The sequence below is a fragment of the Ensifer sp. ZNC0028 genome, from assembly GCF_000799055.1.
In the GTDB taxonomy this organism is placed as follows: Bacteria; Pseudomonadota; Alphaproteobacteria; order Rhizobiales; family Rhizobiaceae; genus Ensifer.
Genome location: NZ_JTLA01000009.1, coordinates 47,903 through 72,363, shown reverse-complemented (window position 1 = coordinate 72,363; position 24,461 = coordinate 47,903). Strand labels below are relative to the sequence as shown.

Below are 24,461 nucleotides of genomic sequence, written 5' to 3'. Positions count from 1 at the left end.
GGATTTCTTCGGCGTCAGCTTTCGAAGTGGAAAGCGAGCCGCTTGCCGGTAAGCTTGCCAAGCTGCTGCAGGCGGCCATCCAGACGCTCTCCAGCAAATTCCGAATAGGCAGCCGGAACGACGATTTCCAGATCCACGTCCGGGAGCGACGACTTGCGGAACGTCAGGTTCCGCGCAATGCCGGGCATCGATGCCGAGAAGAGGTAGGCGACGCGCAAGAGGCCGCCGAGCAGCTTTGCCAGTTCCAGCAGGCGCGGCGTCGTGATGCCGGCAAGCGCGTTCGTGGCGCCGTCGTCGTTGAGCCCTTCGAAGCGGTAATAATTGGAAAGCGCGATATAGGCCCGGCCGGCGTGGGTAATGCCCGAGAAGGTCGAGTGGGCGATGATGTTCAGCGCCTGCAGGCCGCGATAATCCGGATGAGCGCGCCAGCTGATATCGGCGAGCAGGCAGGCGGCCTGGCGGTACCGGCCCTCCTCTTCCGTCTCCTCGATGCCGAAGAACGGCACCATGCGGCCGGTCCAGTCGGCCAGCTCACGGGCGTGCTCGGGCGAGCGGGCGCGCAGGATGGCGATCTCGTTTGCCGCTGTCAGCAGTGGATCCTGGGCGCGCTCCTCGTCCTTCAAGAGCGAAAACAGATAGCCTTCGCGAACGCCGAGCGCCGAGAAGGAAATCCGCTCCGGCTTCATGATCTCAAGCGCTTCCTGCATGGCGATCGCCCCGAAGGGCAGAAGGCTGCGGCGGCTCTTGGAGATCGTCGAATAGGCAGATGGCTTGATGTTCTTCGGCTCGATCACTTCCGGCAGAAGCGCCATCGCCTCGTCGAAGGAAATCTCGTAGCCCTGCATCATGTGCAGCGGATAGTCGCGGATTTCCATGTGCAGCTTGGCGATCGAGCGCCAGGTGCCGCCGACCGCATAGAAGGTGCGCCCTGTGCCGGTCTTCAGCACGGCCGAGTTCTTCATGAACTTGCGCACCCAGGTGCGTGCCTTGGTGAGCGAGCCGTTGCTGTGCTCGAACAGGCGGATACCGCCGAGCGGCAGGGTGATACCCTTGCCGATCTTCGTGCCGGCGACGTCGACGAGTTCGAGCGAGCCACCGCCAAGGTCGCCGACGACACCGTCGGGATCGTGGTAGCCGCTGACGATGCCCATCGCGGAATAATAGGCCTCTTCCTCACCGGTGAGGATGCGGACCTTGTGACCGAGGATCGCCTCGGCCTTCTCGATGAAGGCCGGGCCGTTGCTCGCCTCGCGCGCGGCTGCCGTCGCCAGCACATACATCGAGGTCGCCCGCGCCTGTTTGGAGAGCGCGTGAAAGCGATGCAGCGCTCTCAGCGCGCGCTCGACGCTGTCTTCATCCATGCGTCCGGTCGCATCGATGCCCTTGCCGAGACCGCACATCACCTTTTCGTTGAACAGCATGGCCGGCGAGCGGCTCAGGCCTTCGTAGACGACAAGGCGGATGGAGTTCGAACCGATATCGATAACGGAAACCGGGCGGATGCCGGGCAGACGCCCCTGCGCTTCAGATTCGACCATGCAATTCCAGTTTATTTGTGCCAGCCGCTCTTCCAGCCGGCTATGAGCTTCGGTGCGCTGGACTTCAGGGCCTCGCCCCGGCCGGAGAGGCTGGGATTGGTCATGAAATAGTGCTGTGCGTTGAAAGGCTCGGCGTCCTTGCCGACTTCCATCCGGCGAGAGGTGCCATCGGGAAGAATTTCGTAGCTCTGCTGGTTGTCGATGAGATTACCCAGCATGATCTGCGACAGAACCTGTTCGTGCACAGTCCGGTTGATGAGAGGCACGAGCGTCTCGACCCGCCGGTCCAGATTGCGCGGCATCATATCCGCCGAGCCGATATAGACAAGGGCATTCTCCGATGGAAGCCCGTGGCCGTTGCCGAAGCAGAATATGCGGGAATGTTCAAGGAATCGACCGACGATGGACTTGACACGGATATTGTCGGAGAGCCCCGGGACCTGCGGGCGCAGGCAGCAGATGCCGCGCACCACCAGGTCGATTTCAACGCCGGCGCGGCTCGCCTTGTAGAGCGCGTCGATGATCTCGGGATCGACGAGCGAGTTCATCTTCATCCAGATCGCAGCCGGGCGCCCGGCCTTGGCATGCTCGATCTCTTCGTCGACGTGCCTGAGGATGCGCGGACGCAGTGTGTGCGGCGAGACCGCCAGCTTCATGCCCGCTTCCGGTTCGCCATAGCCGGTGATGAAATTGAAGATGTTCGCCATGTCGTGGGCGATCACAGGATTGCAGGTGAAGAACGACAGGTCGGTGTAGATCTTCGCCGTGACCGGGTGGTAGTTGCCGGTGCCGAGATGGCAATAGGTCCGAAGTTTGCCCTCTTCGCGCCGCACCACCATCGACATCTTGGCGTGGGTTTTCAGTTCGATGAAGCCGAAGACGACCTGCACGCCGGCACGCTCCAAGTCGCGCGCCCAGCGGATGTTGGCTTCTTCGTCGAAACGCGCCTTGAGCTCGACCAGCGCCGTCACCGACTTGCCGGCCTCGGCAGCGTCGATCAGCGCACGCACGATCGGGCTGTCGTTCGACGTGCGGTAAAGCGTCTGCTTGATGGCGACGACATCAGGATCGCGCGCCGCCTGCAAGAGGAACTGCACGACGACGTCGAAGGACTCGTAAGGGTGGTGCACCACCATGTCCTTTTCGCGGATCGCCGCCAGGCAGTCGCCGGCATGCTCGCGCACGCGCTCCGGGAAACGCGGATTGTACGGCTCGAAGCGCAGATCGTCGCGCGGAGCCTTGGTGATTTCGGACAAAGTGTTGAGTGCCAGCAGTCCCGGCAGGACGGCGATCCGGTTTTCCGGGACGCCCAGTTCCTGGACGACGAACTGGCGCAGCGACGCGGGCATTTCCGAATCGGTCTCGATGCGGATCACCGAACCGCGGCGACGGCGCTTCAGCGCGGTCTCGAAGAAACGCACCAGGTCTTCGGCCTCTTCCTCCACTTCGATATCGCTGTCGCGAATGATGCGGAAGGTACCGGAGCCCTTGACCTCGTAGCCGGGGAACAGCCGGTCGATGAACTGGCTGACCATATCTTCGAGCGTGATGTAGCGGATGACGTTCTTGACGTCCGGCAGCCGGATGAAGCGGTCGAGTGCGACCGGCAGGCGCAATAGCGCCGTCATCGGCTCACGGCCGGTCTTGCTGACCAACTGCAGGCCCATCGAGAAGCCGAGGTTCGGAATGAACGGGAACGGATGGGCCGGATCGATCGAGAGCGGCGTCAGCACCGGGAAGATCGCCTGGTCGAACTCGTTGGCAAGCCAGCTCCTGTCCTGCGCCGACAGCGAGGCCGGGCGAACGATGAGGATGTCTTCCTTGGCGAGATACTGCTGAAGCACGGCGAGCGAGGCCTGCTGCTCCATCTGCAGATTGTCGATTTCCTTCAGGATGTCTTCGAGCTGCTCGACCGGCGTCTTGCCGTCGGGCGAACGCATCGAGAGGCCCTGGCGCACCTGGCCTTCGAGGCCGGCGACGCGCACCATGAAGAACTCGTCGAGGTTGGCAGCCGAGATCGACAGGAAGCGGACGCGCTCCAGCAGCGGATGCGCGGTGTTCAGCGTTTCCTCGAGCACGCGGCGATTGAACTGCAGCCAGGAAAATTCGCGGTTGATGAAGCGCTGCGGGCTCGTCAGCAGGTCGACGTCCTCCGCCGATGCCTGATTTTCGTTCACCGCAGATAGCGCGTTATCCATGCTTTTCAGATCCCATTGCTCCGGCTGCACCGGCTATCTCAGTTTGACGACGGTTATGTGACAGTCAATCGGACCGACGTTGATTTCCCAGTTCTTCAAGCACTTCGGAAGCGAGCGCGCGCGAAAGCTTCGTGCCGCGGGCGAGCGCCAGATGGTCGATGCGCTCGACGATCGTCTGCGCGGCTTCGAGCGACCGTTCCATGCGCTGGACGATGTAGCCGACCAGGCGCTCGTCGACGAGGAGCTGCCGATCGGCAAAGAGCTTGATCAGCACCTGCGTCAGCAATTCGTCGTCCGGCTCGCCGATCTCGACCACGGTCGCGGCCTTCAGGCGCGAACGCAGGTCCGGCAGCGTTACCGGCCAGGACATCGGCCAGAGCCGCGTCGTCATCAGCAGGCTGGTGCCATGCTGGCGCACGTTGTTGATGACGTGGAACAGCGTCGTATCGTCGAAACCGCTGCGGTCGGCATCCTCGAAGAGAACGGGCCTTTCGGCCGCGATCAACGCGGCATCGGAGCCGGCGAGCGGATGGATGACTTCCGCCCCTGCCCGCTCCTTCCAGATGCTGGCGAGGTGTGATTTTCCGGAGCCGACCGGGCCGGCGATGATGACCACCGGCGCCGGCCAGTCCGGCCAATGGTCGACGATGGCGATGGCCGCGCTCAGCCTGTCAGAGACGAGCAGGTCCTCACGACCCGTCGCCGGGTCGTGGCCGAAGGCCAGGGGGATTTGTTCAAATGGGCGTTTTGTCATGCTGTACTCGGGACAATCGTCGGAAATCAGGCGGCCTTGTCGCTCTTCGCCTTCTTTTCCACGGCCTTGCCGTGCCCGTGATAGAGGTCGCTATCAAGGTAGCGCTGGATGCCGAAGCGGACAAGCACGCCGATCGCAGCCGCCGCCGGCACCGCCACCAGCAGGCCGACGAAGCCGAAGAGCGCGCCGAAGGCAAGCAGCGCAAACATCAGCCAGACCGGGTGCAGGCCGACGCTTTTGCCCACCAGCTTCGGCTGGAGGATGTTGCCCTCCATGAACTGGCCGCTGAAGAAGACGGCAAGCACAAGGCCAATCCAGAGATAATCCGGCCAGAACTGCACCAGGGCGACGCCGACGGCGAGAACCAGGCCGACCATGGATCCGACATAGGGAATGAAGCTGATCATGCCGGCAAAGAGGCCGATCAGCAGGCCGAAGTTGAGACCGACCAAGGAGAGGCCGATACCGTAGTAAAGGCCGAGAATGACGCAGAGCGAGCCCTGCCCGCGCACGAAGCCGGCGATCGTCGCGTTCATGTCGCGGGCGATCTGGCGCACATCCGAGACGTAGTCGCGCGGCACCCAGCTGTCGACCTTCTCCACCATCCGGTCCCAGTCGAGCAGGATGTAGAAGGCGACGACGGGGGTGACCACCAGCAGCGAGATGACATCGAGCAGCGCCACGCCGGAGTTCCAGATCTGCTGGAAGAGCGTGCCGACGAAGGCGGCGCCCTGTTCGAGCAGCTTGCCGGAGCTTTGCTTCAGCGACGGCATCTGGCTTGCCAGCCAATCGGGGATCAGCCGCGCCTGCGCCTCGTTGACGAGCACCTGCAGCTTCGAGGCGTAGCCCGGAATATTGGCGATGAAGTCCGATGCCTGGCTGACGATGACGGGAATGATGATCATCAGCGCCAGCACGAAGACGACGACGAAGCCGACCAGGATCACCACCGTCGCCATCAACCGGCTGAGACCGAAGCGCTCCAGGCGGTCGGCGACCGGGTCGAGGAAATAGGCAAGCGCCATGCCGGCCAGGAACGGCAGCAGGATCGAACTGAAGACCATCAGAAAGGCAATGAAGGCGGCAAGCACCAGCAGCCAGAAAATGACCTGACGCTGCAATCCGGAACCGCTGACCTTGATATCCATGACATTCCTCTTGAGGCGCCGCTCGCCACTGTTGCGTATCACAACCCAGTCAAGGAGATAGGGGGCGGTGCGCGTAACGGTCAAGTGCGACCGGTGCAGTCATCCAGTTTAAAGCCAAGCGGACTGGCTTGCGCCGTGGGATATGGGCAAAATGGTGAAAAAACGCCGCCAATGCCTGCTCTCGGCTTGCACTCCCTTGCCTGCCGTGCCAATCGCATCCGCAAAATACCTGTCGCACGACGAGCCTTGGAGAACGAGCATGAGCCAGTCGGGAAAGAACGGTCTCACCTATAGCGACGCGGGCGTGGATATCGACGCCGGTAACCTGATGGTCGAGAAGATCAAGCCGCATGTGCGCTCGACCCGGCGCCCCGGTGCCGACGGCGAGATCGGCGGCTTCGGCGGTCTCTTCGATCTCAAGGCTGCGGGCTTCACCGACCCGGTTCTTGTGGCCGCCAATGACGGCGTCGGCACCAAGCTGAAGATCGCGATCGACGCCAACAAGCACGACACCGTCGGCATCGACCTCGTCGCCATGTGCGTCAACGACCTGGTCGTCCAGGGCGCCGAACCGCTCTTCTTCCTCGACTATTTCGCGACCGGCAAGCTCGACCCGGACCAGGGCGCAGCGATCGTCGCCGGCATTGCCGCGGGCTGCCGCGAATCCGGTTGCGCGCTGATCGGCGGCGAGACCGCCGAAATGCCGGGCATGTATTCGGGCGGCGACTATGACCTCGCGGGCTTCGCGGTCGGTGCTGCCGAACGCGGTCAGCTGCTGCCGGCTGGTGACATCTCCGAAGGCGACGTCATCCTCGGCCTTGCCTCCTCAGGCGTGCATTCCAACGGCTATTCGCTGGTGCGCAAGATCGTCACGCTCTCGGGCCTTGCCTGGGACGCCCCTGCGCCGTTCGGGGAAGGCACGCTTGCCGACCTGCTGATGACGCCGACGCGCATCTATGTGAAGCCACTCCTGAAGGCGATCCGCGAGACCGGTTCGATCAAGGCGCTCGCCCACATCACCGGCGGCGGTTTCCCCGAGAACATTCCGCGCGTGCTGCCGAAGCATCTCGCTGCCGAGATCGATCTCGATGCGATCAAGGCGCCGAAGGTCTTCTCCTGGCTTGCCCAGACCGGTGGCGTTGCCGCCAACGAAATGCTGCGCACCTTCAACTGCGGCGTCGGCATGATCGCCGTCGTTCCGGCCGACAAGGCTGCAGAGGTCGCGTCCGTGCTGACCGGCGAAGGCGAAACCGTCTTCACGCTCGGCCGCATGGTCGCCCGCGAAGAAGGGGCAGCCGGCACGATCTACAAGGGCAACCTCGCCCTATGACGACAGAGGTCTCGACGGGCAAGAAGCGGGTCGTCGTCTTCATTTCGGGCGGCGGCTCCAACATGCTGGCGCTCGCAAAGGCGACCGCCGAGCCGGACTTCCCGGCCGAGATCGTCGCCGTCATCGCCGACAAGGCGGATGCCGGCGGCCTTGCCAAAGCCGAGGCGCTTGGCATCCCTACCCGCGCTTTCCTGCGCAAGGACTTCGACAGCAAGGACGCCCACGAAGCGGCAATCCTTGCCGAACTCGACCGGCTGTCGCCGGACATCATCTGCCTCGCCGGCTACATGCGCCTGCTCTCGGCGACGTTTATCCAGCGGCACGAGGGACGCATCCTCAACATCCATCCGTCGCTGCTGCCGCTTTTCCCCGGCCTGCACACCCATCAGCGGGCGATCGACGCCGGCATGAAGGTCGCCGGCTGCACGGTGCACTTCGTCACCGAGGGCATGGACGAAGGTCCGATCCTCGCGCAGGCGGTGGTCCCGGTTCAGCCCGGAGACACATCCGACAGCCTTGCGGCACGGGTGCTGACCGTCGAGCACCGCACCTATCCGATGGCGCTTCGGCTGATGGCCGAGGGCAAAGTGCGCATGGAAGGCGGCCGCGCGGTGAGCGAAAACGCCGCCGAAGCGAACGCCACGCTGATCTCACCGGCAGCCTGACTAGATCAATTGGTCACTTCGCCGACGCAAGCCGGCGATCGAGAGCGTCGAGCACGCGCCGTGTCAAAGCCGGATAATCCTCGTCGAAGTGGTGTCCGCCGTCGATGCCGATGACGTCGACGCCGGTGCCCTTCAGCTGCGGGCAGGCATCGTCCTCTTCGTCGGTGCCGTAGATGCATTGCACCAGCGCCGGATCGATGCGCTTGATGTCGTCGAGCGGATCACCGCCCTTGCCGTCGCCCGAAGCCCCCAGCCAACCCAGCACCGAAACCTTGTAATCGACCATGTGCGAGAGGGCCATCAAGGTCACCTGGCGAACATGGGCCTTTTCGCCAGCCGGCAGCAGGTTGAAGGTTCGCGGCAGCACGTCGGCACCGAAGGAGTAGCCGATGAGGAGCACGTTTCGCACGTTCCAGTGCTTGCGGTAGTAGCTCATCACCTTGGCAAGGTCGTCCGCCGTCACCTGCGGATCGCGCTCGGACCAGAAGTAATGCAGGGAATCGAAGCCGACGACAGGAACGCCCTGCTGCTGCAGCACGTCGCCGACTTCCTTGTCGATGTCGCGCCAGCCGCCGTCGCCCGAATAGATTACCGCCATCGTGTCACGGGTCGGCTTTGCGTCGAGGATGGTCAAGGGCAGGCCGAACGGATTGCCGGCGTCGCGCTCGCTGTCGATGATATCGGTGAGGTGATCGGACAGCGTCGTATAGGCGTCGTCTTCGCTGTCCTCCTGCTCGATGTCCGGGTGCTTGGCGATCAGCGCCGCCACATGGGCGCGCCCGTCCGCCGACGCTGCGGGAGAAAAGACGACGGAGACCGGGTCGGGCAAGACGCCGTCGGTCAGTCCATAGACCATGCGGTCGCCCTTCTTCACCTTTTCGGCCGGGGTGCAGAGCTGTTTTTCAAGCGCGATCCCCTCCTCCGGGTCGACTGCTAGCGTCTGGCCGATGGTTGCCGGTGGCGTCTGGGCGGCGATCGCCAGCGCCAGCGCACCGCCGGCACCGACGCCCGCGACGACGGGCAGCTGGTAGGCGTCCGTGCCGACCGCGCGCTGCACCTGCTGGCTGAGCGATTCGATATCGGAGACCATATAGATGCAATCGCCATCATCCTTGGCGAGCGAGGCGAGATAGGCCTTGAGGTCGATGCCGATGACGACGGTCTTGTCATCCGTCAGCGTGTCGGCGATCGCCTGTTCCTTGTCCGTCCAGCCGGCCGCGTCCGACAGCAGCACGACGAGTGCGGCCGCCTTTTCCTTCGGCAGCATGATGCGTGGCGACGGGATCATCCCGGTATCATAGCTCTTCGGTGCGTCCTCGGCGAGAGCGGGGAACATTGATACGGAGAGCAGCAGCGCCGCCGAAGTCAGGCATTTCCAGGCGTTCGCGACACGGATCATTTCTTCACCACTCCCTTGAGACCGCCACCGATCAGGAATGTCGCATCCATCAGGGCGAGGATCGGATTGATGCCGCCACTGGCGACAAGATAGCGCGGTTGCCACTGCGGATGAAACTTCGACTTGAAGGCCCTCAGGCCCTTGAAGTTGTAGAACCGTTCGCCGTGTTCGAAGAAGGTGCGCCCGGCCCGGTCCCAGACCGGCGCGATCTGGCGCGTGGACATGCCCGATAGGGGCGCCATGCCAAGGTTGAAGGTTCGGTAGCCCTCGGCCTTCAGATACTCCATCACCTGGGCGAAGAGAAAATCCATCGCGCCCTTCGGCGCATCCGGCGAGAAGCGCATGAGATCGACGGTGCCCTCCTCCTTGGTTGCCGTGACCAGAATGTTGGCAAAGGCGACCATACGCCCGCCGCAGGTGAGGATCGCCACCGGCTGCTCACGAAGATATTCGGGATCGAAGGCACCGAGCGAGAAGCCCTTCTCCTTGGCATTGTGATGCGCGAGCCAGGCATCGGACACCGCGGTCAGGTCCGGCATGACGTCCGCGACGTTTTCGGGCGCGACGACACGGAACTCGAGCCCGTCGCGCTGGGCACGACTCACCTGCTGGCGCAGGTTTGCCCATTTGCCCCCCTTCAGCTCGAAGCGGGCGAGATCGACGCGCGCCAGTTCGCCGAGCCTGAAGGCGCGCAGCCCGGCATCGGCATAATAGGCGAGCCCTTGGGGCGAGACCTGGTAGAAAACTGCCCGGCAGCCGGCCGCGCGCGCCTTTTCGATGAAGTGCCAGATCAGCTCCGGCCAGGCATCGACCGGACCGACAGGATCGAAAAGCGCAATCCAGGACCGAGCGCGCTGGCCATACATGATGAAGGCGCGGCCGTCGGCGGAAAACAACAGGCTCTTGTCGCCCATGCGCACCAGGTTGGCATCGGACATGTCCTGCGCCTCGACGATCGAAAGCGCCCGCTCCATCGCGTCGTCGGAGGCAGGTTCGGCGGCTCCGGTTGCCGGACGCATCAGGCTCCAGATCGCAAGCATGCTCGCGCCGATGGTAACGCCGAGAAGCGCGCGCAGGCCGCGCGGCGCTTCGGCGGAGAATTCGAACTGCCACCAGAGTTCATGGCTGTATTCGACATCACGATAGACGAAGAGCAGGACGACCAGCGCGCCCAGGCAGATGACGCCCAGCGCTGTCAGCCACGGCACCGTCAGCGCCTGCCCGAACAGCGAGGCAGGCCGCACGAACAGGCGGCGGCTGACGATGAGACCCACCAGGAAGAAGGCCAGCATGCCGGCTTCCACCACGGCGATCGCCTTGATCAGCGACAGCAGCAGCGCGGCGACGGCAATCACGATCGAGGCCCACCAGGCACCGTCGAGCCTCAGCGCCAGTCCGCGCGAGACGACGACGAGGGCAAGGCCGAGGAGGCTCGCAAGGAAGTGCGCGCCTTCGACGATCGGCAACGGCAGCAGTCCTTCGAGGAATGCCAGGTTTTCGTCCGGCGTCGGCGTCACGCTGGAAAGTACCAGCATGATCGCCAGCACGATGCCGAGCGTCGCCAAGAGGAGCGGCGTCATGCGGCCGCCGATGCGCCGCACGCTCGATGCGACCGGATGGCCGGATAGCTGGCGGAGTTCGATGCCGATGACGACGGCGATCGCGATCACCAGCGGCAGCACGTGGTAGATGACGCGGTAGAGCACCAGCGCGCCGAGAATGGTGTCGACATCGGCGTTATGACCGAGCGTCGCGATAATGATCGTCTCGAAGACGCCGAGGCCGGCCGGAACGTGGCTGAGGACGCCGACGCCGACGGCCAGCGAATAAACCGCAAGGAAGGCCGGCCAGCCGATCGTTCCAGCGGGCAGGAGAACATAGAGAACCGTCGCGGAGGCGGCGAGATCGAGCGCCGTCACCAGGAACTGGCGCGAAACCGTACGCGAATCCGGCAGCCGCAAGGTCAGCCGGCCGAGGCTCACCTCCCGCCCGTCCCGCGCCAGAAAGAACACGCTGAAGAGCCCGGCGAGGATGAGGGCGGCGATCACGCGCAGCACCAACGGATCCATGCCGGTCATCGGCGCCACATATTCGCCGACGGCGAGCAGGCTGAGGCAGGTCACCGTCAGCAGTCCGAGCCCGAAGGCGAGCGTCACGAAGGCGATGATCCGGGCGATGTTTTCCGGCTCGATGCCGAGGCGCGAATAGGAGCGGTAGCGGATGGCGCCGCCGCTAAGCGCCCCGAAACCCGCGGTATTGCCGACCGCGTAAGCCGAAGCCGCCGTCAGCGCCACATCGGCATAGGGCAGCTTGCGCCTGATATAATCGAGCGCGCTGACATCATAGAAGGTGAGCGCGAGGAAGCTCAATGCGGTGAAGAACACCGCGGCCGTAACCGCCGTCCAGCTGGTGTCCGCCAATGCCTGGACGACTTCGTCGTACTGAACCTCGGATGTCAGGTGAAAGATCGCAAAGCCGAAAAGAGCGATCACAAGGAGCGTACCGGCAGCCGAAAGATAGCGACGGTTGCGGCGCAGGAAGGCGATCCAGCCTCCCTCCGCCTGCTGTTCGTCGTCGGCTGCACGTTCCGGTAGAGAGGGTGTCATGAAGCGCCCATGTCGATAATGAGGACATCAGCGCTTTAGCTTACCCGATGCGGATCAAAAAGTGAAATATCCGTAATAAATAATGGTCTTACAAAACAATCCCTTAGGCGAACAGTTCCTGCCGGTTCAGCTTCGCCCACTGCAGCAGCATGATCGTCTTTGCGTCGCGGATCTCGCCGCTGGCGATCATCGCGAAGGCTTCGTCGAAGGGGATCTCCAGCACTTCGATGTCCTCGCCCTCATGCGCAAGTCCTCCGCCGTCGCCGCGCTTCTCGGTGGCGTCGATGTGGCCGGCAAAGAAGCTCGTGCGTTCGGTCAGCGCGCCAGGGCTCATATAGACGTCGAAGAGGTGGATGACGTCCTGGACGTGGTAGCCAGTCTCCTCCAGCGCCTCGCGGCAGATCGCCTCTTCCGGAGTGTCGCCGTCCAGAAGCCCGGCGGCCGCCTCGATCAGATAGGCGGGGTCGCCCTGGAGCAGCACGGGCACGCGCAGTTGCCGCACCAGGATGACGCTCTGCCGCCTGGCATCGACGAGCAGGATGGTCGCCGCATTGCCATGGTCGTGGATCTCCCGCTTCAACGTCACGGTCGCGCCATCGGACATCTGCTGTTCGAACGTCACCTCTTCCAGGTGCGCAAAGCCCTTCCACAGCGTGCGGCGGCCGACGATCCTGACGCGCGGGTCATGGTGGGTGCTCATGCAACTTCCTTCTCCGGCGAGTGCGATCTCGCCATTTGGCCATCAGTGGATATGTTCTGTCGCCGTGCGGTCTTCCCGCTCCATCTGCAGCGTCGTGTGGTGCAGGTCGAAGGTCGCGCGCAACCGGTCCTCGATCGCGCGGCGCACGGTCTCGGCATCGGCGCCGTCGGCAAGCACGGCGTGAGCGGTCAGCGACGGCTGGCTCTGGGTGATCGCCCAAAGATGCAGGTCATGCACGGAGGCAACACCGGGAACGGCGGCAATCGTCGCGTGGACATCGGCGAGGCGCATACCCGGCGGCACGCCTTCAAGCAGGATGTTGACGCATTCCCTCAGCAGCACCCAGGTGCGTGGGAAGACCATGAAGCCGATGCCGACAGCGAGCAGCGAATCGACCCATTGCCACCCAGTCAGCCAGATGACCACCGCACCGACGATGACAGCGACCGAGCCTAGCATGTCCGACCAGACTTCGAGATAGGCGCCCTTGACGTTGAGGCTCTCGTCCTTGTGGCTGGTGAGCAGCCGCATCGAGGCGAGATTGACGAGAAGGCCGATGACGGCAATCACCAGCATGCCGCCGGACTGGATCTCCTGCGGCTCGGACAGCCGCTTCCAGGCCTCGTAGAGAATGTAGAAGGCGACACCGAGCAGGAGCAGCGCGTTGAAGGCGGCAGCCAGGATCTCGAAGCGGGCGTAGCCATAGGTGCGCAGGAGGTCCGACGGGCGGCGGCCGACATGGATGGCGACGAGCGCGATCGCAAGGGCAGCCGTGTCGGTCAGCATGTGCATCGCGTCGGAGATCAGCGCCAGGCTGCCGGTCAGGATCCCGCCGACCACTTCGGCCAGCATGAAGCCGCCGGTCAGGCCAAGCGAGGCCCAAAGCCTTGAAACCGGCGTGCTCGTGACATCTGCATGGTTGTGATCGCCGCTCATGGGAGGTTCCGTCTGCCGTTCTACAACCTGATTTAGCGCGCCAACCTTACCCAGACCCTGTTGTCGTGGAAGGCGGCACCACCATAGGGCGCAACCGCATCGGCACCGGTCAGCACGTTGATGCCCTCCCCGTCGAGATGCGCGCCATTCGGCCACAGGCCCTCGGCGATGACCACGCCGCGGCGGGCGCCGCCACCGATCTTCGCATGCAGACGCACCTGGCCGCGGACGTTGCCGATCTGGACGATATCGCCATCGGCAATGCCGAGTTCTGCGGCATCTTCCGCATGAACCATCACTTCCGGGCGCACTTCCTTCTGGATCGAGGATGGCGTCTCGGCAAAGGTCGAGTTGAGGAAGGACCGAGCCGGAGAGGTCGCCAGCCGGAACGGGTGCTCGGCATCGGCGACCTCGATGAGGTCGACATGATCAGGAAACTCCGGCAGCGCCTGGTGCGGCCCCTGAGTGCCCATCGACTTCGGCGGCCGGTTCGGCGCCGGCGTTCCCGTCCAGTCCGCCTTGAAGCGGAACTTGCCATCGGGGTGGCCGAAGCCATTGAGGAAATGCGCCTCCTCGAAAGCCGGCTGACAGTCGAGCCACTTCTGGCGCTTCATCTCCTCGTAGCCGATACCGTAGTTGGCGAGCAGCCGGTCGATGTGCTCACGTTCCGTCAGGCCGAAACCGGCATGGTCGGCAACGCCAAGTCGCCTGGCGAGTTCTTCGATCACGAAGAGATTGGTACGCACGGTCGAGGGCGGCTCCACCACCTTGGGGCCGATCAGGATGTGCTGGTGGCCGCCGCCGCGGTAGAGGTCGTCATGCTCCAGGAACATGGTTGCCGGCAGCACGATATCGGCAACAGCCGCCGTATCGGTCATGAACTGCTCGTGCACCGCGACGAAGAGATCGTCGCGCAGGAAGCCGCGCTTCACCAGCCGCTGCTCCGGCGCCACATTCACCGGGTTGGTGTTCTGGATCAGCATCGCCGTCACGGGACCACGATGGCGCAGCGCCTCGGCGTCGCCGGTCAGCACCCGGCCGATCTGCGACTGGTCGAGCATGCGGACATCCGGATCGTGGAAGGCCGAGCCGATCAATTCGCGCTTGTCGAGCTTGAAGATGTCGTTGTTGGAGTGAAAGGCGCCGCCGCCTTCGTGTTTCCAGGAACCGAGGACAGTCGCGACCGATGCTGCCGCGTGGATGGCGACGGCACCGTTGCGCTGGCGCGTGAAACCGTAGCCAAGGCGGAAATAAGTCCGCGGCGTCGTGCCGACCAGTCTTGCGAAGGCCTCGATTTCCTCAACCGACAAACCAGTAATCGCCGACGCCCATTCCGGGCCGCGCGACGTCAGATGTGCTTCAAGGCCGGCCGGGTCGTCGGCGAATTTCGCCATGTAGGCCCGATCGGCGTAACCGTCGCGAAACGCGATGTGCATCACGGCGCAGGCTAGTGCGGCGTCGGTGCCCGGCTTCAGCACCAGGCCCATGTCCGCCTGCTTGACCGTCGGATTGTCGTAGATGTCGATGACGACGATCTTCGCGCCGCGATCCTTGCGTGCCTTCACGGCATGGGTCATCACGTTGACCTGGGTGGCGACCGCATTCGTACCCCAGATCACGACGCAATCGGCCTTGGCCATTTCGCGCGGGTCGGGGCCCCGCAGGGCGCCGGTCGCCATGCTCAAACCGGTCCAGGCCATGTTGGTGCAGATCGAACCGAAGAAGCCGGAATAGCGCTTGGCATGACGCAGCCGGTCGATCGAGTCGCGCTGCACCTGGCCCATGGTGCCGGCATAGAAGTAAGGCCACACGGTCTCGGCGCCATATTTCTGCTCGGCGCGAATGAACTGATCGGCGATCTCGTCGAGCGCCGCCTCCCAGCTCACATCCTGCCAGCTACCCTCGCCCTTGGCGCCCTTGCGACGCTTCGGCGCCACCAGACGGTCGGGATGATAGATGCGCTCGGAATATCGCGCCACCTTGGCGCAGATCACGCCGGCGGTGTAGGTATTGGCGGCTGCGCCGCGCACACGGCCGATCCGCCCTTCGGCGGTCAGGTCGACTTCCAGGGCACAGGCCGAGGGACAGTCGTGCGGACAGACCGAGTGGCCGATGGTTTTTTCTGCTTTGATGGGGTTCGCAACGTTCATGGCTTTTCTATATGGCATCGGCATTTCGGCTCAAAGAGCCAATCGCCCACCCATCGCAACTATTGATCACAGCCATCGGCGGCGCTCATGAACTATCGGCACATCTATCACGCAGGCAATTTTGCCGACGTCCTGAAGCACGCAGTGCTGGCACGGCTCGTCACCTATCTCCAGCAGAAGGAGAAGGCGTTCCGCGTTCTCGATACCCATGCGGGTATCGGGCTCTACGACCTCTCCAGCGAGGAAGCGCAGAAGACCGGTGAATGGCGCGACGGCGTCGGCCGACTGCTCGACGGCGAACTGCCGCCGGAGATCGCGGCGATCCTTGCCCCTTACCTCTCCTCCATCCGCGCGCTGAACCCCGGCTCCGAGCTGACGCTCTACCCTGGCTCGCCGAAGCTCGCGCGCATGCTCTTCCGTCCCCAGGACCGGCTTTCGGCGATGGAGCTGCATCCGGACGACTACGAAACGCTACACCGGCTGTTCGACGCCGATTTCCAGAGCCGCGTCACCGAGCTCGACGGCTGGCTGGCGCTGGGCGCGCACCTGCCGCCGAAGGAAAAGCGCGGATTGATTCTGGTCGACCCGCCCTTCGAAAAAGAGGGCGAATACGAACGGCTGGTGGATGGCCTTGCGCGCGGCTACCGCCGCTTTACCGGCGGCGTCTATTGCCTGTGGTATCCCCTGAAGCAGGGCGCGCCGATCAAGGCGTTTCATGAGGCGCTGAAGGCGCTGGACATCCCGAAGATGCTCTGCGCCGAGCTGTCGGTCAGAAGCGACCGGGAAACCACCGGGCTTTCCGGTTCCGGCCTCATCATCGTCAACCCGCCCTTCACGCTGAAGAGCGAGCTCGACCTGCTGCTGCCGTTCCTGAAAACCCGGCTGGGGCAGGATCGTTTCGCGTCCAGCCGCTGCTTCTGGCTGCGCGGCGAAGAACAGACAACCCGAGGGGCTTGACGGACGGGCGCGACGCACCGCAATCTCATGTGACGACATAGGGAGACGCCCATGACTCGCACGCTCGCCGCCACGCTTCTCATTTCGCTTTCCCTCGCGGGCGCTACGGCGCCGGGCGCCATCGCCGCCGACTACATCGGCAGCAGCCAGGCGCAATCCTACAATGCCGGGGTCTGCAGCGAATCCTCGGTCCTCGGCTTCATCACATCCCGGTTCGCGTATCGGGATGCAAACTACCTGCACGCCAACCTCTCGATCGCCGAAATCCGCAACATGGGGCAGAACCGGCAGGAGTTCCGCGACGAAACGCATCTCGTCGAGCGTGAATACTGCTACGGAACCGCGGTGATGACCAACGGCGAACAACGGTCGCTCTATTACCTCATCGAACGCCCGTGGGGCTTTGCCGGCGTCGGCAGAAGCATCGAGTTCTGTGTCGGCGGCCTCGATCCCTGGTATGTCTACGGCGCGTATTGCGCCTCGCTTCGCTAATCATGAAAGCATTCCGGAATGTGCGCCGGCTTTTGCCGGCGCTTTTTATTGTCACCGCCCTTGCTGCCTGCAGCGACCAGAGCACCGAGAAGGCGCCGACGGCGACGGGGCAGCAGACAACAAAGGCAGCCCCTGCGGTTCCGCTCGGCAGCGGGTTCGATTTCTACGTGCTTTCGCTTTCCTGGTCGCCGACCTGGTGCGGCGACAACGACCCCAAGGGAAAATCCAGCCAGTGCGAAGTCGGCGGCAATCGCGGACTGATCGTGCATGGCCTGTGGCCGCAGAACGAACGGGGCTATCCGGACTTCTGCCCGACACGGCAGTCCGATCGCGTGCCCTCGTCGCTCGGCAAGCAATATCTCGACCTCATTCCATCGATGGGCCTGATCGGCCACCAATGGCGCAAGCACGGGACCTGTTCCGGCCTCAGCCAGGAGGATTACTTCGCCGTCACACGCGCGGCCTGGGAGCGGCTGACGCTGCCGTCGGAGCTCGCACCTCCCCCGCAGGAAAAAGGCCTGCGTGTTGCCGCCATCGAAGACGCGCTCGTCGCCAAGAACCCTGGCATGACGAAGGACGCTGTCGCCGTGACCTGCGAGGGCAATCGGCTCGAGGAAATCCGGATCTGCTTCGACAAGTCGCTCAATTTCCGCGCCTGCCCGGCGGTCGATCGCCAGGCCTGCCGAAAGGAAAGCGTGTCGCTGCCCCCGGCGCCTTGACCAGCCGGAGAAGGCGCGCCTGTTAGAAACCCATCTCGCAATCCCTGGAAGGAAAGACGCTCGATGAAGATCTTGTACTCGCCCGCCTCGCCCTATTCGACCAAGGTGCGCATGGCGGCGCATTATGCGGGCTATGCGGCCGAAAGTGTCCTGACCGACACCAATGCCAACCCGCCGGAGCTGATCGACAACAATCCGCTCGGCAAGATCCCGACGCTGATTCTCGACGACGGACGGGCGCTCTACGACAGCCGTACGATCATGCATTTCATCGACCGGGAAACCAAGGGCAAGCTCTATCCGAGGAATGCCGGAAAGCGCACCGACGTCGAGCTGCTGGAGGCGCTGTGCGACGGCATCTGTGACAGCCTGCTGTCGATCGTCTACGAGAAGCGCTCCCATCCCCCGGAAAAGGTGCATCAGCCCTGGATCGACCGGCAATGGGAAAAGGTCGAGCGCAGCCTCGACCACCTGAATGCCAACCTGCCGAAGACCGGCACCAAGCTCAATGCCGGCCATTTCGCGCTCGCCGCGATGCTGCGCTACATCGAACTGCGCTTTGCCGGCGAATGGCAGAAGGGACGCGCCAAGCTGAAGAACTGGCCGGCGAAGTTCGAAAAACACTTCCCGGATTACCCTAAGTTCAAGGCCTGAACAGAAGGCACAAAAAAGGCCGGGGTGACCCGGCCTTTTTCGTTGATCTGGCGAAGCCGATCAGAACTTCACGCCCATACCGACGCGAACGCTGTGCTCGTCGTAGCCCGACGAAACGTTGGTGCCGCCCATGCGGAAGTCCTTCGAGCCGTAGTCCGTGTAACGGTACTCGACGCGTGCGGTGATGTTGTCGGTGACGAAGGTTTCCGCGCCGACACCTGCGGTCCAACCGACCATGGTGTTCTTGTCGGAAGCGCCGCCGACGGTGCCCTTGGTCTGGCCGACGGCGAGACCTGCGGTACCGTAAACGAGGACCGGGTTCAGATCGACACCGACGCGACCGCGGAGCGAGCCGTTGACGCCCTGCTTCATGCGCAGGTTGCCCTTGGTCGAATCCTGGCCGGAGTAGCCGATGTCGGCCTCACCGCCGTATACCATCTGGCCGTCCTGAACGTTGTAACCGCCATAGAGGCCGCCGCCGAAGCCGGCTGCGGTGTTGCTGCCGGTCGCATCGTGCTGGCCATGCTTCCAATCGGCGGTACCACCGACATAGGCACCCGACCAGTTCTTGGCTGCCGGCTCGGTGTATTCGGCCTGCGGAGCTGCCGGAACTTCGTCGATCGCGTCTGCAGCCTGGGCGGCCTGGAAGGCGATGAGGGTCATAGCCGAAGCCATGAGGGTGGTGGTGAGCGTACGCATAAACATTCTCCTTTTCGTACCGATGCCCCTCGGGCTTGGGGTCCCGCAGTGGAACATCGGACAACTTTTAATTAACCCGCCCGGTTGAACTGAAATTGGCCAGCAATTGCGGATTCACAAGAGCCAAATTGTGAAATTTTGGTGGCACAAACGCGCCCAAAATTTGATGTTGCTTTGGCGCCACAGGAGATTTGTTAACCATGATTCAAGATTAACGAAAGCTATACTATAAGTACGCAAAATAATACAATTTACGCCAATTCCATTAATTTTTGGGCAAGGAATCGTCAGGGAGTGTTTCAGCCCCGCGTTTCTTCCCTATATCTTCGTCCGCTGACGCGAAGATTCGAAAAAGCGGGATGAAACGTTGAAGAAAGCACTGAAGGCGGCACTCGTAACCGGGGGCGCCAAGAGGATCGGCAAAGCTATAGTGGAGGACCTGGCCGCCCACGGCTTTGCGGTCGCCATTCATGCCGATGCCTCATTTGACGAAGCGCAGACCCTGGCGGAAACCCTCGTAAAGGCCGGAACGAATGCCGTCGCGATTCGAGCCGATCTTACGGACACGGGCGCGACATCGACACTGATCGAGCGCGCGACAGCTGCACTCGGCCCGATAGACCTGCTCGTCAACAATGCGTCGCTGTTCAAGAAGGACAGCCTCGATGCCTTCGACGAAGAGGTCTGGGACCAGCATTTCGCGCTGCATGTGAAAGCCCCGTCCCTGCTGGCGCGCGATTTCGCCGCGCTACTGCCCGCCGATGCCAGCGGGCTCATCATCAATGTCATCGACCAGCGCGTCTGGGCTCCCAATCCGCGCTTTTATTCCTATATGTTGTCCAAGTCGGCGCTTTGGACGGCAACCCGGACGATGGCGCAGGCGCTCGCCCCGCGCATCCGCGTCAACGGCATCGGCCCCGGGCCGACGCTGCCGAACGAACGGCAGGACCCGAAAGATTTTGAGGCGCAGGTCGATGCGCTGATCTTGAAGCGCGGGCCGACGCTCGACGAATTCGGACGCACGATCCGCTTCCTGTTCGACACGCCGTCGATTACCGGGCAGATGATCGCACTGGACGGGGGCCAGCACCTCGCCTGGGAAACGCCCGACATCAGGGAGATAGTGGAATGAATGGACGCGTGCCGGCCGACGGCGGCATCCTTTATGACGGCAACGAAACGGAAGACGACGACGACCTGATCGAAGTGTCTGACGCGAGCAGCGTCGCGCCCGTCGTCGCGTGGCACGAGAATCACTCGGAGACCAAGGGGCTGAAGGGCGCGGAACTGATCCAGGCCTTCGTCAAGCTGCTGCCGAACGGCCCCGGCGTCTACCGCATGTTCAACGAGGCCGGCGACGTTCTCTATGTCGGCAAGGCGCGCAGCCTGAAGAAACGCGTCAGCAACTATGCCCAGGGGCGCGGCCATTCCAACCGCATCGCCCGCATGGTGCGCGAGACCGCGAACATGGAGTTCGTGACGACGCGCACGGAGATCGAGGCGCTGCTGCTCGAAGCGAACCTGATCAAGCGCTTACGCCCACGCTTCAACGTGCTTTTGCGCGACGACAAGTCGTTTCCCTATATCCTGGTAACCGGCGACAGCCGGGCGCCGGCGCTCTACAAGCATCGCGGCGCACGCAGCCGCAAGGGCGACTTTTTCGGTCCCTTCGCGTCCGCGGGCGCGGTCGGCCGCACGATCAATTCGCTGCAGCGCGCCTTTTTGCTTCGGACCTGCACCGACAGCGTCTTCGAGACGCGCACGCGCCCCTGCCTGCTTTACCAGATCAAGCGCTGTTCGGCGCCCTGCACGGGCGAAATCAGCGATCAGGGCTACGCGGAACTGGTGCAGGAGGCCAAGGACTTCCTCTCGGGCAAGAGCCAGGCGGTGAAGGCGACGATCGCTGCCGCCATGGGCGAGGCAGCCGAGAACCTCGACTTCGAAAGGGCGGCGCTTTACCGCGACCGCCTGGCCGCGCTCAGCCACGTCCAGAGCCACCAGGGCATCAACCCCTCCGGCGTCGAGGAAGCGGACGTCTTTGCGATCCACCACGAGGGCGGGATCTCCTGCATCCAGGTCTTCTTCTTCCGCACCGGACAGAACTGGGGCAACCGCGCCTATTTCCCGAAAGCCGATCCTTCGCTGCCGACGGCCGAGGTGCTCTCGCAGTTCCTCGCGCAATTCTATGACGACAAGCCCTGTCCCCGGCAGATCCTGCTTTGCGAAGCGGTGGAAGAGCAGGAATTGCTCGGCCAGGCACTCAGCGAGAAATCCGGCTACAAGGTCGCGATCCAAGTGCCGCAACGCGGCGAGAAGAAGGATCTCGTCGACCACGCGCTCGCCAATGCGCGCGAAGCCCACGGCCGCAAGCTGGCCGAAACGGCCTCGCAATCGCGCCTGCTTGAAGGCTTCTCGGAAACCTTCAAGCTGGAGCGCACGCCGCGCCGCATCGAGATCTACGACAACTCGCACATCATGGGCACCAATGCCGTCGGCGGCATGGTGGTCGCGGGCCCGGAAGGCTTCGTCAAAGGCCAGTACCGCAAGTTCAACATCAAATCGACCGACATCACCCCGGGCGACGACTTCGGCATGATGCGCGAAGTGATGACACGACGGTTCTCACGGCTGCTGAAAGAGGAAGGCAAGCCGGACCGGAGCGTGGACGTCGGTGACGATGCCGCCTTCCCCGCCTGGCCCGACGTCATCCTCATCGACGGCGGTCAGGGCCAGATGACGGCGGTGCGCGCCATTCTCAAGGAGCTCGACGTCGAGGACTGCGTGACGGCGATCGGCGTCGCCAAGGGTGTCGACCGTGACGCCGGCCGTGAACGCTTCTTCGCGCTCGGCCGCGACAGCTTCACGCTGCCGCCGCGCGATCCGGTGCTCTATTTCATCCAGCGGCTGCGCGACGAGGCGCACCGCTTCGCGATCGGCTCGCATAGGGCCCGCCGCAAGAAAGAGATGGTCAAGAACCCGCTCGACGAGATCGCGGGGATCGGGCCGACGCGCAAGCGCGCGCTGCTCACGCATTTCGGCACCGCCAAGGCCGTCTCGCGCGCCGGCATCAACGACCTGATGGCCGTCGCCGGGATTTCCGAAACGGTGGCGCGGCTGGTCTACGAACATTTCCACGACGATGCGGGGAAATGAAAACCTGATGTCACAATTCACCCGGCGTTCACATGCGATAGGGCAAATATGACAGTTGACGACGATGACCTGTTGACCTCCGGCCAGCAAAGTCATTTCTGTACCTGACGAACCAGAGAACACGAATCCATGCCCACGCCCGTCGCCTACAGCATCCCGAACCTGCTCACCTATTTCCGCATCCTGATCGTGCCGCTGATCGTGCTTTGCTTCTTCGTCGAAGGACGGCTGCACAGTTCGGACTTCGCGCGTTGGACGGCGGTTACGCTCTTCGCGATCGCGTCGATTACAGACTTCTTCGACGGTTATCTCGCGCGGATCTGGAAGCAGACCTCGAACATCGGCAAGATGCTCGACCCGATCGCCGACAAGCTGCTGGTCGCCTCGATCCTGCTGCTCGTCGCGGCAGACGGCACGATTGCCGGCTGGTCGATCTGGGCCGCCATCATCATCCTGTGCCGCGAAATCCTGGTCTCGGGCCTGCGCGAATATCTGGCGGCGCTGAAGGTCAGCGTGCCCGTCACCCGTATCGCCAAGTGGAAGACGACGATCCAGATGGTGGCGATCGTCTTCCTGCTGGCCGGCCCAGCTGGTGACAAGATCCTGCCCTATACGACGGAAATGGGTATCGGCCTGCTGTGGATCGCTGCGGCGATCACGCTCTATAGCGGCTACGACTATTTCCGCGCCGGCCTGAAGCACGTGGTCAACGAATGAGCACCGTCAATCTCGTCTATTTCTCCTGGGTGCGCGAGCGCATCGGCAAGGGTGAGGAAACCCTCGACCTTCCCGCCGGCGTCGTCACCATTGCCGATCTGCTTCAGCACCTGAAGACGCTCGGTGAGGAATACGAGGCGGCGCTCGAACATGAAAACGTCATCCGCGCGGCCATCAACCAGGAACATGTCGACCACAGGGAGCCGATCGCCGGCGCTCGGGAGATTGCCCTGTTTCCGCCAATGACGGGTGGTTGAGGCCATGCGCGCGCCGGTGACCGTGCGCGTCCAGCGCGAGGACTTCGAGCTCAATGCCGAGGTCGCAAAGCTTTCGGCCGGGCGTGCCGACATCGGCGCTGTCGTCACCTTTTCCGGGCTTTGCCGCGACGAAGCGGGCGCGCTTGCCGCCCTCGAACTGGAACACTATCCCGGCATGGCAGAGGCGGAGATCGAACGCATCTGTCACGAAGCGGTCGAGCGCTTCTCGCTCCAGGCCGCCACCGCCATCCACCGCTACGGCAAGATCCTTCCCGGCGAGAACATCGTGCTTGTCGTTACCGCTTCGCGGCACCGGCAGGCTGCCTTCGACGGCGCCAACTTCATCATGGATTTCCTGAAGACCTCGGCGCCCTTCTGGAAGAAGGAACACCTGGGCGACGGCACGACCGGCGGCTGGGTCAGCGCCAAGGACGCCGACGATACGGCCAGGGACCGCTGGTCGAAGTAAAAGCGGCCGTCCCTCGAGGTCAGGGAATGGCCTTTTCCTTGCGCGTCACCGCCAGCACGATCACCAGAAATCCAAAGATCGCAAAGTCTCGCCAGAGGATCGGGCCATAGGCGCTCCACAGCGTTTCCAGCAGGCCGACCGCAGCCGCGCCAAGCGCGGCATAGAGCGGTGAAGCCTGACCGCCGATCGCGGCGATGAACAGCACCTTGACGCCGAAGGTCAGCCCCGTGCCGAAATCCATGTTGCCGTAGTAGGATGCGGCAAGAATGCCGCAGACGGCGGCAATCAGGGACGCCGCGCCATAGGCGACGATGTAGACGGTGGCAGCGTCGACGCCGCAAAGGGCCGCAGCCCCCCGGTCCTCGGAAACGGCCCGCCAGAACCGCCCTGCCCGCGAATGCGTCAGGAACCAGTGGCCGGCCGCCACCAGCGCCGCCATCAGCGCGGTGTTGCCGAGCTGGATGACCGTCAGGGTGACCGGAAACCGCGGATCATCCCAGAAGACGATGTTGGCGTTGAGGAACGGCGGCAGCCACAGGCTGCGGGTCTCCGAGGCAAGCCGTGCCGTTTCCATCAGCACCAGCAGGCAGCCGAGCGAGGCGACGACGACGGTGTTGGCCGACGAGAAAGCCAACGGCCGCATGACATACCGCCCGGCAACGAGCCCGGCCCCAACGCTGAAAGTCAGGGCTGCCGCCGCACCGAGACCAAGGGCGGCCGGAAGCACCAGCCACAACCGGTCCCAGCCGAAAGCGGCAAACAGCACAAAGATCTGGCCCGAGAAAGCAAAGAGCGCACCATAGGTGAGATCGGCCCGGCGCGTCACGGCAAAGGCGATGGCATAGCCAAAGGCAAGCGCCGCGTAGAGCGCAGCGATGGGGACGGCATTGGCGAGCTGCTGCAGAAAGTAGAGCATGGCG

At 63.5% G+C, this 24,461-nt stretch carries 22 protein-coding genes; 11 read left to right on the top strand and 11 right to left on the bottom strand.

Annotation, left to right across the window (positions count from 1 at the left end; all coding sequences use genetic code 11):
- Positions 1-14: 14 nt before the first annotated feature.
- The 4 genes from ppx to L981_RS02550 form a co-directional block, all read right to left on the bottom strand.
- On the bottom strand, positions 15-1,538 hold the full coding sequence (gene ppx, locus L981_RS02565; RefSeq protein ID WP_043611422.1) for an exopolyphosphatase: 1,524 nt from the start codon (positions 1,536-1,538) through the stop codon (positions 15-17).
- An 11-nt stretch (positions 1,539-1,549) separates the two neighbouring features.
- Positions 1,550-3,736: an RNA degradosome polyphosphate kinase gene (locus L981_RS02560; RefSeq protein ID WP_043611421.1), complete on the bottom strand. Its 2,187-nt coding sequence runs from the start codon at positions 3,734-3,736 to the stop codon at positions 1,550-1,552.
- Between the two features lie 64 nt (positions 3,737-3,800).
- Complete coding sequence (hdaA, locus tag L981_RS02555) at positions 3,801-4,490, bottom strand: DnaA regulatory inactivator HdaA (RefSeq protein ID WP_043611420.1); 690 nt, start codon at positions 4,488-4,490, stop codon at positions 3,801-3,803.
- A 26-nt stretch (positions 4,491-4,516) separates the two neighbouring features.
- A complete protein-coding gene (locus L981_RS02550) occupies positions 4,517-5,638 on the bottom strand; it encodes an AI-2E family transporter (protein ID WP_043611419.1) in 1,122 nt (373 codons plus the stop codon).
- A 259-nt stretch (positions 5,639-5,897) separates the two neighbouring features.
- Between L981_RS02550 and purM the strand changes: the two genes are divergently transcribed.
- Together purM and purN are read left to right on the top strand one after the other, a co-directional pair.
- Entirely contained in the window at positions 5,898-6,968 is a 1,071-nt protein-coding gene (gene purM, locus L981_RS02545; protein WP_043611418.1) for a phosphoribosylformylglycinamidine cyclo-ligase, read from the top strand.
- On the top strand, positions 6,965-7,633 hold the full coding sequence (gene purN, locus L981_RS02540) for a phosphoribosylglycinamide formyltransferase (RefSeq protein ID WP_043611417.1): 669 nt from the start codon (positions 6,965-6,967) through the stop codon (positions 7,631-7,633). The genes purM and purN overlap by 4 nt, the downstream gene beginning before the upstream one ends.
- Positions 7,634-7,646: 13 nt before the next feature.
- On the opposite strand, the gene L981_RS02535 is transcribed toward purN, so the two are convergent.
- The 5 genes from L981_RS02535 to L981_RS02515 form a co-directional block, all read right to left on the bottom strand.
- Entirely contained in the window at positions 7,647-9,032 is a 1,386-nt protein-coding gene (locus tag L981_RS02535; RefSeq protein WP_043611416.1) for a virulence factor family protein, read from the bottom strand.
- Positions 9,029-11,638 (bottom strand): bifunctional lysylphosphatidylglycerol flippase/synthetase MprF, encoded by a 2,610-nt coding sequence (gene mprF, locus L981_RS02530; RefSeq protein WP_043611415.1) that lies wholly within the window; start codon positions 11,636-11,638, stop codon positions 9,029-9,031. The genes L981_RS02535 and mprF overlap by 4 nt, the downstream gene beginning before the upstream one ends.
- A gap of 103 nt (positions 11,639-11,741) precedes the next feature.
- Complete coding sequence (locus tag L981_RS02525; RefSeq protein WP_043611414.1) at positions 11,742-12,338, bottom strand: NUDIX domain-containing protein; 597 nt, start codon at positions 12,336-12,338, stop codon at positions 11,742-11,744.
- Positions 12,339-12,380: 42 nt separating this feature from the next.
- Positions 12,381-13,274, bottom strand: a complete 894-nt coding sequence (locus tag L981_RS02520; RefSeq protein WP_043611413.1) for a cation diffusion facilitator family transporter — start codon at positions 13,272-13,274, stop codon at positions 12,381-12,383.
- 32 nt (positions 13,275-13,306) lie between these two features.
- Positions 13,307-15,442, bottom strand: coding sequence for a molybdopterin-dependent oxidoreductase (locus L981_RS02515; protein WP_043611492.1), 2,136 nt, complete (start codon positions 15,440-15,442; stop codon positions 13,307-13,309).
- A 69-nt stretch (positions 15,443-15,511) separates the two neighbouring features.
- On the opposite strand from L981_RS02515, the gene L981_RS02510 reads away from it, so the two are divergent.
- The 4 genes from L981_RS02510 (at position 15,512) to L981_RS02495 (ending at position 18,246) form a co-directional block, all read left to right on the top strand.
- The gene (locus L981_RS02510) at positions 15,512-16,381 is read left to right on the top strand and encodes a 23S rRNA (adenine(2030)-N(6))-methyltransferase RlmJ (protein ID WP_043611412.1); all 870 of its coding nucleotides are present in this window, start codon (positions 15,512-15,514) and stop codon (positions 16,379-16,381) included.
- A gap of 51 nt (positions 16,382-16,432) precedes the next feature.
- Positions 16,433-16,873, top strand: coding sequence for a hypothetical protein (locus L981_RS02505; protein ID WP_043611411.1), 441 nt, complete (start codon positions 16,433-16,435; stop codon positions 16,871-16,873).
- Between the two features lie 2 nt (positions 16,874-16,875).
- Positions 16,876-17,592, top strand: a complete 717-nt coding sequence (locus L981_RS02500; RefSeq protein WP_052201542.1) for a hypothetical protein — start codon at positions 16,876-16,878, stop codon at positions 17,590-17,592.
- A 63-nt stretch (positions 17,593-17,655) separates the two neighbouring features.
- Positions 17,656-18,246 carry a glutathione S-transferase gene (locus L981_RS02495; protein ID WP_043611410.1) on the top strand — a complete coding sequence of 197 codons (591 nt, stop codon included), beginning with the start codon at positions 17,656-17,658 and terminating at the stop codon, positions 18,244-18,246.
- Between the two features lie 60 nt (positions 18,247-18,306).
- Here L981_RS02495 and L981_RS02490 read toward each other — a convergent pair whose 3' ends face one another.
- Positions 18,307-18,945 carry an outer membrane protein gene (locus tag L981_RS02490; RefSeq protein WP_043611409.1) on the bottom strand — a complete coding sequence of 213 codons (639 nt, stop codon included), beginning with the start codon at positions 18,943-18,945 and terminating at the stop codon, positions 18,307-18,309.
- A gap of 367 nt (positions 18,946-19,312) precedes the next feature.
- Between L981_RS02490 and L981_RS02485 the strand changes: the two genes are divergently transcribed.
- The 5 genes from L981_RS02485 (at position 19,313) to L981_RS02465 (ending at position 23,541) form a co-directional block, all read left to right on the top strand.
- Positions 19,313-20,077: an SDR family oxidoreductase gene (locus L981_RS02485; RefSeq protein ID WP_043611408.1), complete on the top strand. Its 765-nt coding sequence runs from the start codon at positions 19,313-19,315 to the stop codon at positions 20,075-20,077.
- Positions 20,074-22,098 (top strand): excinuclease ABC subunit UvrC, encoded by a 2,025-nt coding sequence (uvrC, locus tag L981_RS02480; protein ID WP_043611407.1) that lies wholly within the window; start codon positions 20,074-20,076, stop codon positions 22,096-22,098. Before L981_RS02485 ends, uvrC begins: the two co-directional genes overlap by 4 nt.
- A gap of 129 nt (positions 22,099-22,227) precedes the next feature.
- A complete protein-coding gene (gene pgsA / locus L981_RS02475; protein WP_043611406.1) occupies positions 22,228-22,815 on the top strand; it encodes a CDP-diacylglycerol--glycerol-3-phosphate 3-phosphatidyltransferase in 588 nt (195 codons plus the stop codon).
- Positions 22,812-23,072 (top strand): molybdopterin converting factor subunit 1, encoded by a 261-nt coding sequence (gene moaD / locus L981_RS02470; protein WP_043611405.1) that lies wholly within the window; start codon positions 22,812-22,814, stop codon positions 23,070-23,072. The genes pgsA and moaD overlap by 4 nt, the downstream gene beginning before the upstream one ends.
- A 4-nt stretch (positions 23,073-23,076) precedes the next feature.
- Positions 23,077-23,541, top strand: a complete 465-nt coding sequence (locus L981_RS02465; RefSeq protein WP_043611404.1) for a molybdenum cofactor biosynthesis protein MoaE — start codon at positions 23,077-23,079, stop codon at positions 23,539-23,541.
- 19 nt (positions 23,542-23,560) lie between these two features.
- Here L981_RS02465 and L981_RS02460 read toward each other — a convergent pair whose 3' ends face one another.
- Complete coding sequence (locus L981_RS02460; RefSeq protein WP_043611402.1) at positions 23,561-24,457, bottom strand: branched-chain amino acid ABC transporter permease; 897 nt, start codon at positions 24,455-24,457, stop codon at positions 23,561-23,563.
- Positions 24,458-24,461: the final 4 nt, after the last annotated feature.

Coding starts and splice junctions, on each gene's coding strand:
- L981_RS02490 (WP_043611409.1), bottom strand. CDS start 18,945: ATGCGTACGCTCACCACCACCCTCATGGCTTCGGCTATGACCCTCATC.
- L981_RS02495 (WP_043611410.1), top strand. CDS start 17,656: ATGAAGATCTTGTACTCGCCCGCCTCGCCCTATTCGACCAAGGTGCGC.
- L981_RS02515 (WP_043611492.1), bottom strand. CDS start 15,442: ATGCCATATAGAAAAGCCATGAACGTTGCGAACCCCATCAAAGCAGAA.
- L981_RS02465 (WP_043611404.1), top strand. CDS start 23,077: ATGCGCGCGCCGGTGACCGTGCGCGTCCAGCGCGAGGACTTCGAGCTC.
- L981_RS02500 (WP_052201542.1), top strand. CDS start 16,876: ATGAAAGCATTCCGGAATGTGCGCCGGCTTTTGCCGGCGCTTTTTATT.
- uvrC (WP_043611407.1), top strand. CDS start 20,074: ATGAATGGACGCGTGCCGGCCGACGGCGGCATCCTTTATGACGGCAAC.
- hdaA (WP_043611420.1), bottom strand. CDS start 4,490: ATGACAAAACGCCCATTTGAACAAATCCCCCTGGCCTTCGGCCACGAC.
- moaD (WP_043611405.1), top strand. CDS start 22,812: ATGAGCACCGTCAATCTCGTCTATTTCTCCTGGGTGCGCGAGCGCATC.
- L981_RS02510 (WP_043611412.1), top strand. CDS start 15,512: ATGAACTATCGGCACATCTATCACGCAGGCAATTTTGCCGACGTCCTG.
- L981_RS02560 (WP_043611421.1), bottom strand. CDS start 3,736: ATGGATAACGCGCTATCTGCGGTGAACGAAAATCAGGCATCGGCGGAG.
- L981_RS02505 (WP_043611411.1), top strand. CDS start 16,433: ATGACTCGCACGCTCGCCGCCACGCTTCTCATTTCGCTTTCCCTCGCG.
- mprF (WP_043611415.1), bottom strand. CDS start 11,638: ATGACACCCTCTCTACCGGAACGTGCAGCCGACGACGAACAGCAGGCG.
- pgsA (WP_043611406.1), top strand. CDS start 22,228: ATGCCCACGCCCGTCGCCTACAGCATCCCGAACCTGCTCACCTATTTC.
- L981_RS02525 (WP_043611414.1), bottom strand. CDS start 12,338: ATGAGCACCCACCATGACCCGCGCGTCAGGATCGTCGGCCGCCGCACG.
- L981_RS02550 (WP_043611419.1), bottom strand. CDS start 5,638: ATGGATATCAAGGTCAGCGGTTCCGGATTGCAGCGTCAGGTCATTTTC.
- ppx (WP_043611422.1), bottom strand. CDS start 1,538: ATGGTCGAATCTGAAGCGCAGGGGCGTCTGCCCGGCATCCGCCCGGTT.
- L981_RS02520 (WP_043611413.1), bottom strand. CDS start 13,274: ATGAGCGGCGATCACAACCATGCAGATGTCACGAGCACGCCGGTTTCA.
- purN (WP_043611417.1), top strand. CDS start 6,965: ATGACGACAGAGGTCTCGACGGGCAAGAAGCGGGTCGTCGTCTTCATT.
- purM (WP_043611418.1), top strand. CDS start 5,898: ATGAGCCAGTCGGGAAAGAACGGTCTCACCTATAGCGACGCGGGCGTG.
- L981_RS02460 (WP_043611402.1), bottom strand. CDS start 24,457: ATGCTCTACTTTCTGCAGCAGCTCGCCAATGCCGTCCCCATCGCTGCG.
- L981_RS02535 (WP_043611416.1), bottom strand. CDS start 9,032: ATGATCCGTGTCGCGAACGCCTGGAAATGCCTGACTTCGGCGGCGCTG.